The sequence below is a fragment of the Pseudomonas paracarnis genome (assembly GCF_904063055.1).
In the GTDB taxonomy this organism is placed as follows: domain Bacteria; phylum Pseudomonadota; class Gammaproteobacteria; order Pseudomonadales; family Pseudomonadaceae; genus Aquipseudomonas; species Aquipseudomonas paracarnis.
On record NZ_CAJFCN010000003.1, the window covers coordinates 114,199 to 131,006 of the forward strand.

General features: G+C 58.8%; 16 protein-coding genes. 15 read left to right on the forward strand and 1 reads right to left on the reverse strand.

Features of this window, described 5'->3' with window-relative positions; all coding sequences use genetic code 11:
- Positions 1-10: 10 nt before the first annotated feature.
- Positions 11-934, forward strand: a complete 924-nt coding sequence (locus JMV15_RS07825) for a SphA family protein (RefSeq protein ID WP_003191531.1) — start codon at positions 11-13, stop codon at positions 932-934.
- On the opposite strand, the gene JMV15_RS07830 is transcribed toward JMV15_RS07825, so the two are convergent.
- Entirely contained in the window at positions 931-1,551 is a 621-nt protein-coding gene (locus JMV15_RS07830) for a TetR/AcrR family transcriptional regulator (protein ID WP_014718568.1), read from the reverse strand. The genes JMV15_RS07825 and JMV15_RS07830 overlap by 4 nt on opposite strands.
- A gap of 226 nt (positions 1,552-1,777) precedes the next feature.
- Between JMV15_RS07830 and JMV15_RS07835 the strand changes: the two genes are divergently transcribed.
- From JMV15_RS07835 to JMV15_RS07900, 14 genes are all read left to right on the forward strand, one after another.
- Positions 1,778-2,644: a fumarylacetoacetate hydrolase family protein gene (locus JMV15_RS07835; RefSeq protein ID WP_057711360.1), complete on the forward strand. Its 867-nt coding sequence runs from the start codon at positions 1,778-1,780 to the stop codon at positions 2,642-2,644.
- A gap of 128 nt (positions 2,645-2,772) precedes the next feature.
- On the forward strand, positions 2,773-3,768 hold the full coding sequence (locus JMV15_RS07840; protein WP_003191528.1) for a VOC family protein: 996 nt from the start codon (positions 2,773-2,775) through the stop codon (positions 3,766-3,768).
- An 11-nt stretch (positions 3,769-3,779) separates the two neighbouring features.
- On the forward strand, positions 3,780-4,403 hold the full coding sequence (locus JMV15_RS07845; protein WP_014718567.1) for a malonic semialdehyde reductase: 624 nt from the start codon (positions 3,780-3,782) through the stop codon (positions 4,401-4,403).
- Between the two features lie 104 nt (positions 4,404-4,507).
- Complete coding sequence (locus JMV15_RS07850) at positions 4,508-5,740, forward strand: MFS transporter (RefSeq protein WP_014718566.1); 1,233 nt, start codon at positions 4,508-4,510, stop codon at positions 5,738-5,740.
- Between the two features lie 30 nt (positions 5,741-5,770).
- Complete coding sequence (locus JMV15_RS07855; RefSeq protein ID WP_201491332.1) at positions 5,771-6,154, forward strand: nuclear transport factor 2 family protein; 384 nt, start codon at positions 5,771-5,773, stop codon at positions 6,152-6,154.
- Positions 6,155-6,334: 180 nt separating this feature from the next.
- Entirely contained in the window at positions 6,335-7,135 is an 801-nt protein-coding gene (locus JMV15_RS07860; protein WP_019817113.1) for a hypothetical protein, read from the forward strand.
- A 252-nt stretch (positions 7,136-7,387) separates the two neighbouring features.
- On the forward strand, positions 7,388-8,419 hold the full coding sequence (gene pstS / locus JMV15_RS07865) for a phosphate ABC transporter substrate-binding protein PstS (RefSeq protein ID WP_020302728.1): 1,032 nt from the start codon (positions 7,388-7,390) through the stop codon (positions 8,417-8,419).
- A 74-nt stretch (positions 8,420-8,493) separates the two neighbouring features.
- Positions 8,494-9,459 (forward strand): phosphate ABC transporter permease subunit PstC, encoded by a 966-nt coding sequence (pstC, locus tag JMV15_RS07870; RefSeq protein WP_003191517.1) that lies wholly within the window; start codon positions 8,494-8,496, stop codon positions 9,457-9,459.
- Positions 9,459-10,352 carry a phosphate ABC transporter permease PstA gene (gene pstA / locus JMV15_RS07875; protein ID WP_014718563.1) on the forward strand — a complete coding sequence of 298 codons (894 nt, stop codon included), beginning with the start codon at positions 9,459-9,461 and terminating at the stop codon, positions 10,350-10,352. The genes pstC and pstA overlap by 1 nt, the downstream gene beginning before the upstream one ends.
- 76 nt (positions 10,353-10,428) lie before the next feature.
- Positions 10,429-11,190, forward strand: coding sequence for a phosphate ABC transporter ATP-binding protein PstB (gene pstB, locus JMV15_RS07880; protein ID WP_019817112.1), 762 nt, complete (start codon positions 10,429-10,431; stop codon positions 11,188-11,190).
- Positions 11,191-11,246: 56 nt separating this feature from the next.
- The gene (locus JMV15_RS07885; protein ID WP_019817111.1) at positions 11,247-11,945 is read left to right on the forward strand and encodes a hypothetical protein; all 699 of its coding nucleotides are present in this window, start codon (positions 11,247-11,249) and stop codon (positions 11,943-11,945) included.
- On the forward strand, positions 11,945-12,562 hold the full coding sequence (locus tag JMV15_RS07890) for a hypothetical protein (protein WP_020302730.1): 618 nt from the start codon (positions 11,945-11,947) through the stop codon (positions 12,560-12,562). Before JMV15_RS07885 ends, JMV15_RS07890 begins: the two co-directional genes overlap by 1 nt.
- Positions 12,563-12,931: 369 nt before the next feature.
- Positions 12,932-14,791 carry a calcium-binding protein gene (locus JMV15_RS07895; protein WP_038450250.1) on the forward strand — a complete coding sequence of 620 codons (1,860 nt, stop codon included), beginning with the start codon at positions 12,932-12,934 and terminating at the stop codon, positions 14,789-14,791.
- A gap of 271 nt (positions 14,792-15,062) precedes the next feature.
- Positions 15,063-16,784, forward strand: a complete 1,722-nt coding sequence (locus JMV15_RS07900; RefSeq protein WP_014718559.1) for a ShlB/FhaC/HecB family hemolysin secretion/activation protein — start codon at positions 15,063-15,065, stop codon at positions 16,782-16,784.
- Positions 16,785-16,808: the final 24 nt, after the last annotated feature.

Below are 16,808 nucleotides of genomic sequence, written 5' to 3' on the forward strand. Positions count from 1 at the left end.
AAGGTGTTGTATGAGTCAAACCCAATGGATTCGGGTGCTGGGCATCAGCTCGGCACTGGCCTGCGCCACGAGCGAGGCTGACAGCATCAGCCTGCCACCTCTGGCCCTGGGCAATGCCAGTTTCATGGATGGGGTCGCCGGCCCCGGTGCGTTGTTCGAGTTACCGGTGCAGTATTACCGCAGCAACTCGGCCTACGATGCCCATGGACATGCGTTGCCGGGGCGGCAGCAGGTGCACAGCACCACGGTACTGCCGCACCTGGCTTACTTCAGCGACAAGACTCTGCTGGGAGCGAACTATGGCGCCGAAGTGCTATTGCCACTGGTGAACCTGGAGATAGAGATCGATCAGGGCCCCAAGGGACGACGGACTCGCCAGGGTGACATGATCGTCAGTCCGTTTCTGTTGCAGTGGGCCCCGGTGTCGTTCTTCGGCCGCCCGTACTGGCAGCGCTTGAATTTCGTGTTCTCCTTGCCGACGGGTTCCTATAACAAGGATTCGAGCCTCAATACCGGGAGCAATGTCTGGGTGTTCAACCCCCATTACGTGTTCACCTGGGAGTTGACTGACCGCCTGGAGGTCAGTGGTCGTTTCAATTATGCGTGGTCAAGCCGCAATAACGATCCGGCGTCAGTCCTGCAAGCCGGCAGTATCCAGCCGGGAGAGGCGTTTCATAGCAACCTGTCGGTTTCTTATGCCGTTGCCGAGAAGTGGCGTATCGGCGTTGCAGGCTATCAACTCAATCAGATCAGCGATGACCGCATTGATGGGCATCGCCAGCGTGACTCCAGGGAACAGGTGACAGGGATCGGGCCAGGGGTGATGTACCAGCAGGGAAGCCAGACATTCTTCGCCAATCTGTATTTTGAAAGTGGCGCTGAAAACCGCGCGCAGGGCACCCAATTGACGCTACGTTACCTTCATGGGTTCTAGTGCCTGTCAGTTGACAACCCGTTGATGAAAATCGCTGTGGTCTCACTGATCAGGTGCTCGCGCGCGGCTTTTCCAGGGCATGAGCTAAGCCCGAGCAGGCAGCGCAACTGCATGTCGCCGGTCAGCGCATCAAGGAAGATCTTCGCGCGGGTCTGCGGGTTGCCCGGCATGACCAGCCCGGCTTCCTCGGCCCAGGTAAAGTAATCGGCCAGGCAGCTATAGGCCGTGGCGGGGGCAGCCTCGAAGAACGACTTTGCAGCCTCCGGCGCGCGCAGGGCCTCGGACACGATTAGGCGATGCAGGGCCAGGGTGCGAGGCGACAGCACCACATCGAGAAAGACCCGTGCAATGGTCGTCAGTGCCTCCTGTAGAGGCTTCTGAGCGAGGGTCATGTGAGTCAGCGGGCTGACGTTTTCTGCGCACAGTTGCTCGATAATCGCGGCGAACAACCCTTCCTTGCCGCCGAAGTAGGCATAGAGCGTGCGTTTGGAGCCGCCAATGTTGGCGATGATCCCGTCAACACTGACCCCTGAATAGCCTTCTGCGAGAAACATATCAGTCGCAGCCTGGAGAATACTTTGACGCTTTGCTGCTTGCCTCGGGGTAGGGGTTTGCATGTGGCTCGGCTATTCCTGAAAAGAACAATTCAAAAGTTCTCCTAGCCTACGCCGCTCTGCACAAGCCTTCCAGCCGCGCAGAGGGACGAATCAAGCGATTGCCCCGGAATGTTTTTTGTAAAAACACTTTGATGACCCTTGACGAGTTATTTATTTGGGCGCATTTTCGACAAAAGGGTACGGTAACGTACCGTACCGAACTATAACAACAACAGAGGTAGTGATCATGCGTTTCGTACACTTTTTGGAAGGCTCCACCAAAGGTCTGGCCATTGAAAAAGCAGGCGCGCTGCGAGGTTTGACCGAACAGGAAAGTGGTTATCCGGGTGCCCTGGAGAGCTTGCTCAAGGCCGGTCCGAACGCGCTGCAAGCGGCTCATCAGCGCTTGAGCGACGCCCGTTTGCTCGATCCATCGAAGCTGCGTTACCTGCCCCCGCTGGAGCGCCCGGGCAAGATTGTGTGTGTCGGCCTGAATTACGCCGATCACACCAAGGAAAGCCCTTATGAACAGCCGACCTATCCGACCTTTTTTCCGCGTTTCAGCACCAGCCTGGTCGGCCATGGCGAACCCATCCTGCGCCCGCGTGTCTCCGAACAACTGGACTACGAAGGAGAGCTGGCGGTAGTGATCGGCACTGGGGGCCGGCATATCGCGCGCGCGCAGGCCCTGGAGCATGTGGCGGGCTACGCGATCTTCAATGAAGCCTCGGTTCGCGATTACCAGTTCAAATCGCCGCAATGGACCATTGGCAAGAACTTCGACGCCACTGGCGCGTTTGGTCCGACCTTCGTCAGTGCAGACGAACTGCCAGCGGGGGCAGTCGGCCTCAACCTGGTGACCCGCCTCAATGGCACGGTGGTGCAGCAGGGCAATACCGCCGACATGATCTTTGGGGTCGCCGAACTGATCGCCGTGCTCAGTGAAGCGGTGACCCTGGAACCCGGTGACGTGATCGTCACCGGCACCCCGGCAGGGATTGGCTGGGCGCGACGTCCGCCACTGTTCATGAAGCCTGGCGACCTCTGCACCGTGGAGATCGAAGGCCTTGGCACCTTGAGCAACCTGATCGCCGACGAGCCTTCAGCGGCCTGAGTCCACGCCTCAGTTTTTTCGAGCGCGCAGCACAACCGACCCACCGTCACTACGGTGGGCAGCGATCCCGGCTGCCCTGGTTTTGACCACCGGTTGTCCTGCCCATTGAATGCCCAGGAGCAACTACCGTGCTGCAGATCAAAGACATCAACCATGTGCTCTACCGTCATCCCGACCTTGGAGTGGTCGAACGTTTCCTGACCGATTTCGGCCTGGTGGTTATGCACCGTACCGAGCAACGCCTGTATTTTCGCGGTACCTGCTCACTGCCCTATGTGTACATCGCCGAGAAGGCTGTTGAAGCCAGCTTTGGCGCCATCGCGTTCGCCGTCGAAAGCCTCGATGACTTGCACCAGGCTACCCGGTTGCCGGGGGCCTCGGCGATCCGGCCGCTGGAAGGCCCCGGAGGAGGGCAGTACGTCGCCTTGCATGATCCCTCGGGGCGGCGCATCGAGCTGGCCCACGGTATCGAAGCCGTGGGCACGCTGCCCCAGCGTGCTGCGTTGACCCTCAACTCGGCCCATCACAAGCAACGCTTTGGCGATGTGCAGCGGCCCGGCAAGGGCGCGGCACAAGTCCTGCGCCTGGGTCATGCGGCGATTGGCGTGCAGGACATGCCGCAGCACCTGGCCTGGTACCAGCAAGTGCTCGGCATGCTGCCTTCGGACCTTGTGGTTCAGGAGCCTGACCGGGACCGCCCGAGCGCGGCCTTCCTGCGGTTGAACCGTGGCAGCGCCTGGACTGACCATCACACCATCGCCTTGTTCCAGGCACCGAAGGACTTCGTCCATCACGTGTCCTTCGAGGTGCAGGATTTTGACGCGCAGTGCCTGGGCCACGAGTGGATGACCCTGCAAGGTTGGTCGCCGTTCTGGGGGGTAGGCCGGCACATGCTGGGCAGCCAGATCTTCGATTATTGGCGGGACCCGTCCGGCAACCTTATCGAGCACTTCACCGATGGCGACCTGTTCAACCAGGACTCGCCCTCGGGTTACACCCAGGCGTGCGACGCCAGCCTCTACCAGTGGGGCCCGCCGATGTCGGTGGAGTTCTTTCTGGGCGGCGAGTGTGCCGCTGAACAGACCTTGCCCCGGTCGACTTCAGACCGTCAACGACGCAGTTGAGGACAGATGCCATGAGTCAGGTAATCAGCGAGCAGGTGCTCGATAAGTTGTTTCGCCAGGCCCGTAGCCAGAACGGCTGGCTGGATAAACCGGTGGATGATCAAACCCTCAAGGCACTCTACGACCTGATGCGCTGGGGCCCGACCAGCGCCAACGGCTGCCCTGCGCGCATTGTGTTTTTACGCAGTGCCCAATCCCGGCAGCGTTTGCTGCCAGCCCTGAGCGCCGGCAATGTCGAGAAGACCCTGGGCGCCCCGGTGACGGCAATCATTGGCTACGACACGCAGTTCCATACGCAGTTGCCCAGGTTGTTTGCGCACAACCCCACAGTACGCGACTGGTTTGCCGACCAGCCGGATTTGCTTGAGTCCACCGCGTTTCGCAACAGTTCGCTGCAGGGCGGCTACTTCATTCTCGCGGCCCGGGCTCTGGGCCTTGACTGCGGGCCGATGTCCGGGTTTGACCACGCACAGGTCGACCAGACGTTCTTTGCTCCAGGGACCGAGGGCATGCAGGCCTTTGCCGGGATGAAGATCAAGACGAACTTCCTGTGCAACCTCGGCTATGGCGACCCCGCAAAACTCTTTGCCCGTAACCCGCGGCTGGGCTTCGACGAGGCCTGCGCCCTGCTGTAACTGACTGACCGCACCCGTAAATCCTCCAGGCCGATCAAGCGTGCTGCGATGCATCACGTCTGTCGATCGGCCTGGCAAAACAACAACAATAAGGAAAACCTGCAATGCGAGCTCTATCCAAATGGCATGTACTTATCGGCGGTTTCCTTGCGTATCTGTTTGACGCCATGGAGATCATCCTACTCACCATTGCGCTCCCGGTGATCCGCCAGGACCTGGGCCTGACGTTCAATGAAGCTGGCATGCTCGCCTCGGCAACCCTGCTGGGGATCGGTTTGAGCGGCATTACCACGGGGTGGTATTGCGACAACTACGGCCGACGCAAAGCCCTGCTGATCTCGTTGATCGTGTTCGGCGTGTTGACCACGCTGGTCGCTACCACGCACAACTGGGGCTTGCTCCTGCTCCTGCGGTTTCTGTCCGGGCTGGGCTTGGGCGGGGTGTGGGGGATTGTCTCAGCCTATGTAACGGAAACCTGGCCTGCCCATCAACGGGCACGAGCGATCGGGTTCGTGTTGAGTTCATTCCCGATTGGCGCCGCCATCGCGGCAATGGTGGCGGCCAGCTACCTGCCAGACTGGCAAACCCTGTTCATGGTGGCGGGGATCTCCACCTTGATCCCGCTGGCGTATCTGTTTTTCTTTGTGCCTGAGTCACCGGAATGGACCGCGCAGAAAATCCACAACATGGCCGGCCCCAGCCAGCACAAGCATGTCTCGATACGCGAAATATTTTCCCCCGAACTGCTGCGCCTGACCCTGCTGGGTACCCTGGCGGCGAGTTTTGCGGTGATTGGCTTCTGGGGGGCGAGCACTTGGTTGCCCACCTACTTGATCAAGGAGCGCGGACTGGACATTGGGATGATGGCCAACTTCATGGCGATCCTCAACATCGGCGCCTTTATCGGTATCAATGCCTTCGGCTTCATCGCTGACCACATCGGTAAACGCAACGCCACGCTCCTGTCATTGCTCGGCAGCGCGCTGATGTTATCGATTTATGCACTCACCACCGATAACGCCATTCTGTTCTGGCTAGGGCCGATCTATGCCTTCTTCTATGCCTTTGCCAGTTTGTTTGCCTCCTACTTCAGTGCGTTGTACCCCACGCGGGTACGCACTCTCGGCGCGGGCTTCTGCTTCAACTTTGGCCGGGGCCTGGCGGCTTTTGCGCCGCTCCTGCTGAGTGGTATCGCCACCCACTACAGCCTGGCGTGGGGCCTGTTGGTGTGCGCCGGTTTTTTTGCCTTGGCCACTGTCACGCTGTTGTTTATGCCCCAGGTGGAGTCAGACGTGCCCGCTCGCGCGGGAGGGGCGCTGAAAACCACGGATTCCTGAAGTTTGAGATCAACACTGGAGTATCAAACGATGTCAGAGCAACGCGTAGAACAACAGATCCAAACCCTGGAATTGCGCCGCCGCCAGGCCATGGTCGAGGGCGATATGGACTTCCTGGAAAGTATCTATACCCGCGACTTGACCTACAGCCACTCGGACGGCAAGAGCGACAGCAAGAGCAGCTACCTGCAGGGCATGCGAGAGGGCGTCTGGTGCTATCGCGGCTTCACCAGCCGTGACGAGCAGATGCGCAGGGTAGGGGAATGCGTGGTCGTTACCGGGCTGATCGACATGGACGTGGTGATCCGTGGCGAACCCATGGTTCTCAACTCGCGGTACATCAGCGTGTGGAAGGCGGGCAATAACGGCTGGCAAATGATTGCCTGGCAATCCACTCGTCATACCCATGGCTAACGTCCGCTAAGCCATAGCACCCCTGGCAACTTGAACCCGGCCCTCGTGGTCGTCCGGGCAAGGCTTGCGCATGCCTGGAAACCGGGATGGCTGGAACTTTGACGTGATGGAATCCTGAACATGTACGTACAACAATTACAAAAAACGTATTGCAAGGCTCTTTTGATAACCGCGGGTGCAATGAGTCTGATCTCAAGCCCGGCACAGGCCAAGGACTGGAGCGATACCTTCATCGGTTTTCGCTACGGTACCGACTTCACCGAACCCAGCATCCGTGGCAAGGTCCAGAAGGAGATCTACCAACTGGGCCATGCCAGCGGCAATGAGACCGGTTCCAATTTCTTCAACCTGGACGTACTCAAGTCCGACAGTAACGATCCAAAGAAAGACAGCGATTCGGGTGCGACCGAGGCCTATCTGGTGTACCGCCATCAACTGTTCCTCAGCCAGGTGTTCGAGCGGTCGATGGCCTTTGGTCCGGTCAAGGAGGTGGCCCTGAGCGGCGGAGTTGAGCTCAACTACAAGAACACCGAGTTCGCTACCCGCAAGCGCATGTTGGTGGCCGGTCCGACGCTCAAGTTCGACGTGCCCGGTTACCTGGATATCAGCCTGCTGTATGCCATGGAATGGAACCACTGCGGGTTGAATGCGTGCCAGGCCGAAAACATCCAGTTCGACCCGTACTATGTGTTGCACATGGTCTGGGGCATCCCGTTCCAGGTGGCCGGCGTGCCCCTCAAATTCCAGGGTTTTGCCAGCTACAAGACCGAGAAGGGCAAGGATTACTTCAAGCAGGATACGGCCGAGGAAAGCCTGGTGCGCGCGTCATTGATGGTCGATGTCGGGCAACTGGCATGGGGTCGCAAAAATACCCTATTGGTCGGTCCGGGCTATGAGTACTGGAAACACAAGTATGGCGCGATCAATAAACCGGGTACCGATACGCATGCGCCGACGTTCCACCTTGAGTGGCACTTCTGAAGTTTAAACCCGATTGTGACAGGGCGAGGTGAGCTGTATGTCTTCAAGCTCACCTCACGCTGTCCAAAAAAGGCGTCAAAAAAGCGGCGCGTGCAGGTTCTTAGTCTTATTTTGTTACTAACCAATGCCCTAAAAATTCAGGCCTGCGGCGGCAAAGCAGGACAAAACACCCTCTCGCCATTCAATTTTCATAAAAATGTAACAACCCTGCTTCACAGTTCGGGAGCCCGTCACCACAACGAGTTCCTTTTAATGAAAAGCTTGATGAAGTCCGCAGCACTCGCCGTTACGGTATCCCTGTGTGCCTCCTCCATGACCTTCGCCGCCGAAAACGTGCGCCTCACCGGCTCTGGCGCCAGCTTCCCTGCACCGATCTACCTCACCTGGTTCAAGGATTTCAGCAAGAAGACCGCTGGCGTCACCGTGGATTACCAGTCCAAGGGCAGCGGCGCAGGTGTGCAGGACTTCCTGAATAAAACCGTCGACTTCGCCGCCAGTGACTCGGCCATGAAAGACGAAGACATCGCCAAGGTCGCCGAGGGCGTGCAACTGCTGCCAATGACCGCCGGTGAAATCGTGCTGGCCTATAACCTGCCGGGCAATCCCAAGGGCCTCAAGCTGCCACGCGATGTTTACTCCAATATCTTCCTGGGCAAGATCACCAAGTGGAACGACCCACAGATCGTCGCCGCCAACCCGGACCTGAAGCTTGGCGACACGCCGATCACCGTGGTGGTGCGCGCAGACTCCAGCGGCACCACGGCGGTATTCACCAAACACCTGGCGACCATCAACCCTGAATTCAAAACGGCACTGGGGGAGGGCAACACCGTCAACTGGCCGGCCAGCGACAAATTCATCAAGTCGCCCAAGAACGATGGTGTGACTGCCACCGTACGCCAGACCCCAGGCGCGATTGGTTACATCGAGTACGGCTTCGCCAAACTGGCCAAGGTTGACTTCGCTCAGTTGCAGAACAAGGCCGGCCAGTACGTGGTGCCGAACGCCGAAAGCGGCGCCGAGGCCCTGGCCGCTGTGAAAATGCCGGAAAGCCTGGTGGCCTGGTTGCCGGACCCGGACGGTGCCAAGTCCTACCCGATCACCTCGTACACCTGGATGATCTTCCGCAAGGACAACGGCAACCCCGCCAAGGCCAAGGCCATGCGCGAAATGGTTGAGTACAGCCTGACCGAGGGGCAGAAAATCGCCGACTCGATGGGTTACATCCCGCTGCCGCCATCGGTGGTAGAGCAGGTTCGCAAAGCCTCCGCCAACATTCAGTAACACCCGTGAGGCCGCTCTCGGTGTGGGCTGTTTGCCGCGCCGGGGGCGTTTCCCCCCTGTTCCGGAATTAGCCAATGAACAAACCTTTCGTCGTACCGGTTAACCGGGATTCTGCTTGCCAACCTCCCTCGGCCAAAGACTTCCTGGTCGATCGCACCTTCCGTGGGCTCGCGCGAATCGGGGTGGTACTGATTCTGGCGTTGGTCGCAGCCTTGGTCTTCGAGGTGGGACGCAAGGCCTTGCCGGGCATGGAAAAGCACGGGTTCGATGTGCTTTTTGGCAGCGTCTGGGACGTTAATCAGGGCAAGTACGGGATCTTGCCGGCCATTTGGGGCACGCTCTACAGCGCTTTCATCGCGCTGCTGATTGCAGGCTTTTTCGGTGTCAGCATGGCGATTTTCCTGACTCAGGATTTTCTGCCGGCCAAGCTGGCCGCTGTGTTTCGCACCATCGTTGAACTGCTCGCTGCCATCCCCAGCGTAGTGTACGGCCTGTGGGGCATCTACGTGGTGATCCCGGCCATTCGGCCACTGACCACCTGGTTGAACAGCGAACTGGGTTGGATCCCGTTTTTCGGCACGTCCTTGAGCGGGCCGGGGTTGCTGCCGGCGGCGCTGGTGTTGGCCATCATGATTCTGCCGACGATTGCCGCCGTGTCCCAGGACGCGCTCACCAGCGTGCCGATGAAGACCAAGCAGGCCGCCTACGGCATGGGCACCACCCATTGGGAGGCGATTCTCAAGGTGATGGTGCCATCCGCCGCCACCGGTATTTTTGGCTCCCTGGTACTTGGCCTCGGCCGTGCGCTGGGCGAAACCATGGCGCTGGCGATGCTGGTGGGCAACGCCAACAACATTTCCCTGTCGCTGTTCGCGCCGGCCAATACGTTGGCAGCCTTGTTGGCGCTGAACTTCCCCGAAGCCGGGCCCAACGAGGTGGAGGTATTGATGTACGCCGCTCTCGTCTTGATGTTCATCACGCTGCTGGTGAATGTCATCGGTTCCATGATCATGCTCTACGCCCAACGGGGTAACCGATGATGACGAATCTCACATCCCCTATCACCGCTGTACCGAGCTTGCAGCGCAAGTTCGAAGGCCGCGCCTTGCGCAGCCTGGTGTTGACCACATTGGTATGGTTTGGCGCGCTGCTGGCCAGTGTGCCGCTGATTTCCGTGCTCTACATGCTGATCACCCGTGGCGGCGCACGCCTGAGCCTGGAGGTGTTCACCGAACTGCCGCCCACCGGCTTCGAGACGGGCGGCGGTTTCGGCAACGCCATGGCAGGCACCTTTGTGATGGTCGGTATCGCTGCGGCGATTGCGGTGCCGGTCGGCATCATGGCCGCGATCTTCCTGGCCGAACTGGGGCCGGACAGCAAATTGGCCAACGCTGCACGCTTTGCCGCCAAGATGCTCACCGGCTTGCCTTCGATCCTGGCCGGCGTGTTTGCCTATGCCTTGGTGGTGATGACCACCGGCACCTACTCGGCACCGGCAGGCGGCGTAGCCCTGGCGGTACTGATGCTGCCCATCGTGGTGCTGACGGCTGAAGAGTCGATGCGCATGGTGCCCAAGATCATGAAGGACGCTGCCTACGGCATGGGGTGCACCCGCTCGCAGGTGATCTGGAAGATCATCTTGCCGACCGGCCTGCCGGCGATCCTCACCGGCGTAATGCTTGCTGTGGCTCGTGCCGCAGGCGAAACCGCGCCGTTGTTGTTCACCGCGCTGTTCAGCAACTACTGGATCTACCACGACGGCGACCTGGCGGTGATGAACCCCACAGCCTCCCTTGCCGTGCTGATCTACAACTTTTCCGGCATGCCCTTCGACAACCAGCTGGAGCTCGCCTGGGCGGCTTCATTGGTGTTGGTGATGATCGTGCTGGTCGTGAATATTGTGAGCCGTATCTTCGGCAAGCCTAAGTATTAAGAACGGGAGCATCTGAATCTTGAACGTCTCAACTGCGCAAATAGCCGCTCCGTTTGTTACCCAATCGCCTGTGGTCATGGACTGCAAGCTGGACAGGATTTTCTACGGCAACTTCATGGCAGTGCGTGACAGCCATGTGCCGATCGAAAAAAACAAGATCACCGGGTTCATCGGCCCGTCCGGCTGCGGCAAAAGTACGGTACTGCGCAGCCTCAACCGCATGAACGACCTGGTGAAAGGCTTTCGCTTCGAGGGCCATGTGCACTTCCTGGGGCAGGACGTGTACGGCAAGGGTGTAGACCCGGTGGTGGTGCGCCGTTACATCGGCATGGTGTTCCAGCAGCCGAACCCGTTTTCCATGAGCATCTTCGACAACGTCGCCTTCGGCCTGCGCCTGAACCGCTACAAAGGCGACTTGGGCGATCGCGTCAAGCACGCCCTGCAAGGCGCTGCGCTGTGGGATGAAGTCAAGGACAAGCTCAAGGTCAGCGGCCTGTCGCTCTCCGGCGGCCAGCAGCAACGGCTGTGTATTGCCCGCGCTATCGCCACCGAGCCGGAAGTGCTGTTGCTCGATGAGCCGTGCTCGGCACTCGACCCGATTGCGACTCGCCGGGTAGAGGAGCTGATGGTGGAACTGAAGAAGGATTACACCATCGCCCTGGTCACCCACAACATGCAGCAGGCCATTCGCGTGGCGGACACCACGGCGTTTTTCTCGGTGGATATTTCCCAGGGCACGCGTACCGGCTACCTGGTGGAAATGGGCCCGACCGCGCAGATTTTTGGCAGCCCGCGTGAACAGATGACCGAGGATTACATCAGTGGCAAGTTCAGCTGAGTAACTCCATGTTCGATAGAAACCACAGGTGCGCCACCGTCAGCCCAGGATTGCCAATGTCTGCAACGCATCGTCTTGATTTGTCAGCGATTGAACGCGCGCTCCGCAAAGTGCAGAGCCGCTTTGCCGAGCTCAGCACGCAATTTACCGAGCCGCGCGACCCCTTGACCGACGAAGTGCTGCACAACGTGCTTGAAGGCTATGCGCTGGTTGACGACTATGTCGCACGGGGCGTTGACCTGTTTGACCTTCATCATCTGGACCTGATGCTGGAGATCAACGCCACGGTGCTCTGCGGTAGCGACCCGGCGCGCCGCGTGGAATACGCGCAGCACCTGGCCGCCACCGAGGAGCACTTCTTCAACAACGTTGAAGGCGGTATCAAGGACTTGTTCAATTGGTACTGCGCGTATCGCAGTGAATCGGTGTGGAAGCGTGCGGCCGGTGTGTATGTGCGCATCCTCAGCAAGCCGCAGTTGTTCATCGAAGGCAACAACCGCAGTGGTTCGCTGATCGTCAGTTATCTGCTGATGCGGGCCGGGTTGCCACCGTTCGTGCTGACGCTGGAAAATGCCGAGGGTTACTTCAATCCTTCCTCGGTAATCCGCAACTCGGCCAAACATGGGGTCAAGGCGTTGTATGAATTGCCCAAGATCAAGAAAAAGTACGCCGCCTTCCTGGAGGAACAGGCGCCGGATCCCAAGGCGTTTTTCTTGAACGACGCACCACAGCCTATTTATCAGGGAGGCCATTAATGCGCCGGTATCCAACACTCGCCAGCCGAGCCGTGCAAGCCATCCAGCAGGCGCTTCTCACGCGTGCCGCCAAGCGCCCGCGCGTACGCATCTCCTTTGATATCGACGACACATTGGCTTGCCAGCTCCACCACGCTGACGTCGAGAGCAGCTGGCTACCGGCTTGTGCTCATCGTTGGTGGGGAGAGCCGCTGCGTATCGGCACTCGTTCGCTGACGCGGCAGCTGCGGCGCCAGGGTTGCAGTATCTGGGTCTATACCTCATCGGGAAGGGCGCCTTCCTACATCAGGCGTTGGCTGATGCTGTACGGCATTCGTGTCGACGGCGTAGTCAATAGCGAGCGGCATAACCACGCCCTCACGGTGCATGGGCTGTCGAACACCCCCTCGAAATTTCCGCCGGCCTTCGACATTGATTTGCACGTGGATGATTCCGAGGGCGTGCGCCTTGAAGGCAACGACCACGGCTTTCGCGTGGTGGTGGTCGACCCGCAGGATGAGCACTGGGCACAACGAGTGCTTGAAGCGGTCGCGGGCGTGCAGGCGCAACTGGCCCGGCAGCAATTACCCAGGTTCAAGCAGCCTGTATGCCAAGGTGCTGAGGTTTATTCTTCCTGAGTTCCAGAGAAACCTGATCTTCTTGAGCACTTATTGCAGTTCACAACTTGCTATAAGGGTTTGATTTTCTTTGACTCGCCAGTCACGAACAACACAGAACTTCACCTCGTGTTCGTCAAACAGCGCTTATGGCGCTTTTGTCGTCTATCTCCCTAAGTACATACCCTTATCATCCGATAGTCGGTCACTTTAACGCGGCACTTCTAGGCTAGTGTTGACGAGCTTCCTTAATGGTCAACCTCGATATTAAGCAACGAAGCAGCCTGAACAGAATGCACAACAACAACTTCAATGCATATTGTTTAGCCCGACGCATCAGGTATTACCGTTGACTTTCGGTGTTGATCGCTGGGCTCAAGGAGTACTGACATGGCTATATTCGATTACAAGGGGCAAGATGCCCGCGTCCTGATTTCAGATGCCTGGACCCTCGCCACCTACACCAGTGGTGTAGCGACCGTCGGCGCGCTCTACAACATTCCGGGGCTTGTGCTGGGCGAGGGCAACACTTTCGCGCTGCCCAAGGGCTGGCGTGAGATCGGCGCGAGCGAACTGCAGGTGGATAGCAGCCACATCGACATCACTGGAAGTTTTACCGGTGACGGCGTGTTCGGCTCCCAGGCCAGGGTGTTTGGTCAATACGATGACAGCGGCCAATTAGTCAAAATGGGTTTTTCCATTGCCGGTACTAACTCACCCATTGATCTGCTGGGTTGGCCGGCGATGATCGATAACTCTTATATCAACGGCTACGACTACCTGCTCAATTCAATCAAGGATTACGCCACCGACCACAACCTGAGCGGCAAAGATGTTCTGGTAACCGGCTACAGCCAGGGTGGTTCTGTCACCAACAGCATGTATATCGGCAAGGACACTTTGGCAGACGGTTTTTTCAAGGATTCGGACTACTTTGGCATGGAGTCGCCCAAGTCCAGCAACAGCGACGGAATCTTCAACTTCGGTTTTGAAAACGATGTGGTCCACCGCCTCACGGGGCAAGAGACCAACGTGGGCAGCGCCATTATCGATGCGCTTCAAGGCAGTGACGCCAGTTACACTTCGACGACTGACAACATCGTGCTGTTCGACACGATCTACGCGCTGCCAACCTGGCCCAATGGTCCGTTCTCGATTGCCAACCTGTCAGGCTGGGCCGCGCATCTGGAAGGCATTTTCATCAACCCTATCCAGCGTATCGCCCAATCGACCTTCTACGATTACATCGAACGCGACAGCTCCATCATCATCAGCAATCTCGACGCCATCAGCCGCAGCTTTACCTGGGTCAGCGACAAACAGACCGCCACCTCCAACCATTACGGCACACCGGCCTTCCTGCTGGGCACCGACAGTTCGGACAAGCTGCAGGACGGGCGCAGCGATGACTTCCTCGACGGGTTCAAGGGTGACGACAGTTTCCGCGTGAGTACCGGTACCGATATTGTCGCCGGCGGTGAAGGCAACGACAAAGTCTTCCTCAAAGGCACTGCATCTTCCTACGAAGCGGTGAAACTCAGCGATGGCACGTTGTTTCTAAACGACAGCAGCGGCCAATATGGCCTCAAGGAATTTCACGCTGTAGAGCATGTGGAGTTCGAAACCGGCCTGGCCAATAGCCTCGGCCAGGTGCCCGTGTTCGGCGGGCTCTTCGGTGGCATTGGCGAGGTCCTCACGCCGGCCTATACGGTGACCAGTGGCAAACTCGACTTCGAAGGCCTGTTCGGCGCCGATAAGGCGTATGCCAGATCCATCGAAGGCAGCCAATTGGCCGACACCCTCAAAGGCACCGCCGTGCGCGACCTGATATTCGGCCAGAACGGCAATGACCGGCTCGACGGTGGCGCCGGCAACGACCTGCTGCACGGCGGCGACGGCAACGACACACTGCTGGGCGGCACGGGTAACGACGCGCTGTATGGCGCCAGCGGCAATGACGTCCTGATCGGCGGGTTGGGTAATGACCAACTCAGCGGTGGCGTGGGCAGCGACCTGTTTGTTTTCGATCAACGCGTGTTTGGCCACGACGTGATCAGCGACTTCAACATTCACCAGAATGGGCAGGACCTGCTGGTGTTCGCCAAGTCGCTGTTTGCCAGCGCCGATGCCGTGCTCGGTGCCACTACCCAGCATGGCAGTGACAGCGTAATTCTGGCGGGGGACAGCAGTGTCACCTTGGTGGGGTTCAATGCGGCGCAGTTGAGTGCAGAGATGATCAGCGTGGTGTGATGCGACACCTGCGAAACGGAAGGTAAAACCTCACAGGCTCCCCGAAGCTGTGGGGTTTTTTATGGCCTGCTGTTTGACGCAATGGCTCGGTACCACACGCAGCATCAGTGCCTAGCGGTCGGACTCAAACGGGCAAAAACTCTTCATTTTCACGCCTGAGCCGCTCTGCGTGAAGGGTTGAACGAGTTTGCACTGTTAATTGACGCCATCAAAATGACATCTTATCATCGCCACATTGGATGGCATAAAGCCATATAGAGGGATCTATACAGTGTGGCGTTTACCGCGTCGGACCAGGTTAAGCCTGCTGTCCGCTTTTTTTTGCCTGGGCACCTCCGGATGGGCGCAAGCGGCCACGCCGCAGAACGCCCCCGGCATCACCGACCTGATCCGTGACCGCCAGGACCGCCTGCTCGAAGAGCAGCAACGGCGCCTTGAGGAGCTCAAAGACTTGCCGGGTAAAGCCGAAGCGCCGGCAACCTCGGCAACACCTGTCGACACCCGCTGCTTCCCGATCAAAACCATCGAGCTGGGCGGCGCGGATGCGCTGACTGAAGGTGAGCGAGCTCATCTGATCAAGCCCTACCTCGGCCAATGTCTTGGTGTGCCGCAACTCAACGCAGTGCTCAAGGTGATCACCGACCGTTATCTGGCCAAAGGCCTGGTCACCAGTCGCGCGTATTTGCTGCTGCAAGACCTTTCCAGCGGCAATCTCAAGATCCAAGTGGTCGAAGGTAAGCTGGAGAGCCTGAAGGCTGCCGAAGGCAGCGGAATCACTGACCGTCAATTGACCATGAGCTTCCCCGGCAAGCAGGGCGAACTGCTCAATCTGCGCGAAATCGAGCAGATGGTCGATCAGTTGAACCGCTTGCCGTCGAACCAGGCGCAGATGGAATTGGCGCCGGGCAAGGCCGTGGGGGGCAGTGATGTACTGGTCAAAAACACCTCGCAAAAGCCCTGGCGTGTTGGCCTGTCGCGGCACAACGGCGGCCAGCGCAGCACCGGTGAGCAGCAGTGGGGCGCCAGCCTTGATTGGGACAATCCGTTGGGCCTGGCCGACCAGCTTTCGCTACGTGGCGGCCACGATGCCGTCAGCGATCACCAGAAAACCTCGCGCAATTCGATGCTCAGTTACAGCCTGCCGTTCGGTTGGTGGAACCTCTCGTACAGCTACATCGAAAGTGAGTACCGCTCCCAGGCCGAGGCCAACCACTTCAAGTTCAAGCAGACCGGCGACAGTCAGAATCACCAGTTGCGCCTGGAGCGGGTTATCCATCGTGATGCGTTGAGCAAAACATCTCTGAACACTGGCATCGCCTATCTTCGTACCAATAATTTCATTGAAGACAGCAAGCTTGCCTTGAGCAGCAACCGCCTCAGCGAAGCGCAAGTGGGTATCAACCATGGTCGGCGTATCGGCGGTTCATTCCTCAACATTGACCTTGGCATGCAAAACGGCATCGGCGCATTCGATGCCCAGGCCAATCACGATCCAAAGCCTGGGCAGCCGGATGCGCGCTACCGCAAGTACACCGCCACGGTGAGCTATCTGTATCCATTCAAACTGTGGGGTGAGTCCCTCAGCTTCAGCAGTTTGATGACCGGTCAGCACAGCGAAGACGTGTTGTTCAGCCCACAGCGCATGAGCCTCGGCGGGCAGTCGTCGATTCGTGGCTACAAAGACCAAATGCTTGCCGGCGACAGCGGCGGCTACTGGCGCAACGACCTGCGCTGGAGTCGGCCGGTGACTTGGGCCTGGATGCAGCCGGTGCTCACTGAATACGGCACCAGCCTGGGCTACGACCAGGGCGTCATCAGCCATGGCCGCTACAACGCCGAGCAGCATGGGCGCATGAGCAGCAACTCGGTGGAGTTGTTTGCGCGCGGCAAGAACGTCGCGGCCAGCGTGACCTTTGCACACTCTTTGGAACGACCGGAAGCGATCACGGACCGTGAAGCGCCGATCTATTTCCGTCTGGACTTTTTCCTTTAAATTTTTGACCGCCTTCGGGCTTCG

Coding starts and splice junctions, on each gene's coding strand:
- JMV15_RS07825 (WP_003191531.1), top strand. CDS start 11: ATGAGTCAAACCCAATGGATTCGGGTGCTGGGCATCAGCTCGGCACTG.
- JMV15_RS07830 (WP_014718568.1), bottom strand. CDS start 1,551: ATGCAAACCCCTACCCCGAGGCAAGCAGCAAAGCGTCAAAGTATTCTC.
- JMV15_RS07835 (WP_057711360.1), top strand. CDS start 1,778: ATGCGTTTCGTACACTTTTTGGAAGGCTCCACCAAAGGTCTGGCCATT.
- JMV15_RS07845 (WP_014718567.1), top strand. CDS start 3,780: ATGAGTCAGGTAATCAGCGAGCAGGTGCTCGATAAGTTGTTTCGCCAG.
- JMV15_RS07850 (WP_014718566.1), top strand. CDS start 4,508: ATGCGAGCTCTATCCAAATGGCATGTACTTATCGGCGGTTTCCTTGCG.
- JMV15_RS07855 (WP_201491332.1), top strand. CDS start 5,771: ATGTCAGAGCAACGCGTAGAACAACAGATCCAAACCCTGGAATTGCGC.
- JMV15_RS07860 (WP_019817113.1), top strand. CDS start 6,335: ATGAGTCTGATCTCAAGCCCGGCACAGGCCAAGGACTGGAGCGATACC.
- pstS (WP_020302728.1), top strand. CDS start 7,388: ATGAAAAGCTTGATGAAGTCCGCAGCACTCGCCGTTACGGTATCCCTG.
- pstC (WP_003191517.1), top strand. CDS start 8,494: ATGAACAAACCTTTCGTCGTACCGGTTAACCGGGATTCTGCTTGCCAA.
- pstA (WP_014718563.1), top strand. CDS start 9,459: ATGACGAATCTCACATCCCCTATCACCGCTGTACCGAGCTTGCAGCGC.
- pstB (WP_019817112.1), top strand. CDS start 10,429: ATGGACTGCAAGCTGGACAGGATTTTCTACGGCAACTTCATGGCAGTG.
- JMV15_RS07885 (WP_019817111.1), top strand. CDS start 11,247: ATGTCTGCAACGCATCGTCTTGATTTGTCAGCGATTGAACGCGCGCTC.
- JMV15_RS07890 (WP_020302730.1), top strand. CDS start 11,945: ATGCGCCGGTATCCAACACTCGCCAGCCGAGCCGTGCAAGCCATCCAG.
- JMV15_RS07895 (WP_038450250.1), top strand. CDS start 12,932: ATGGCTATATTCGATTACAAGGGGCAAGATGCCCGCGTCCTGATTTCA.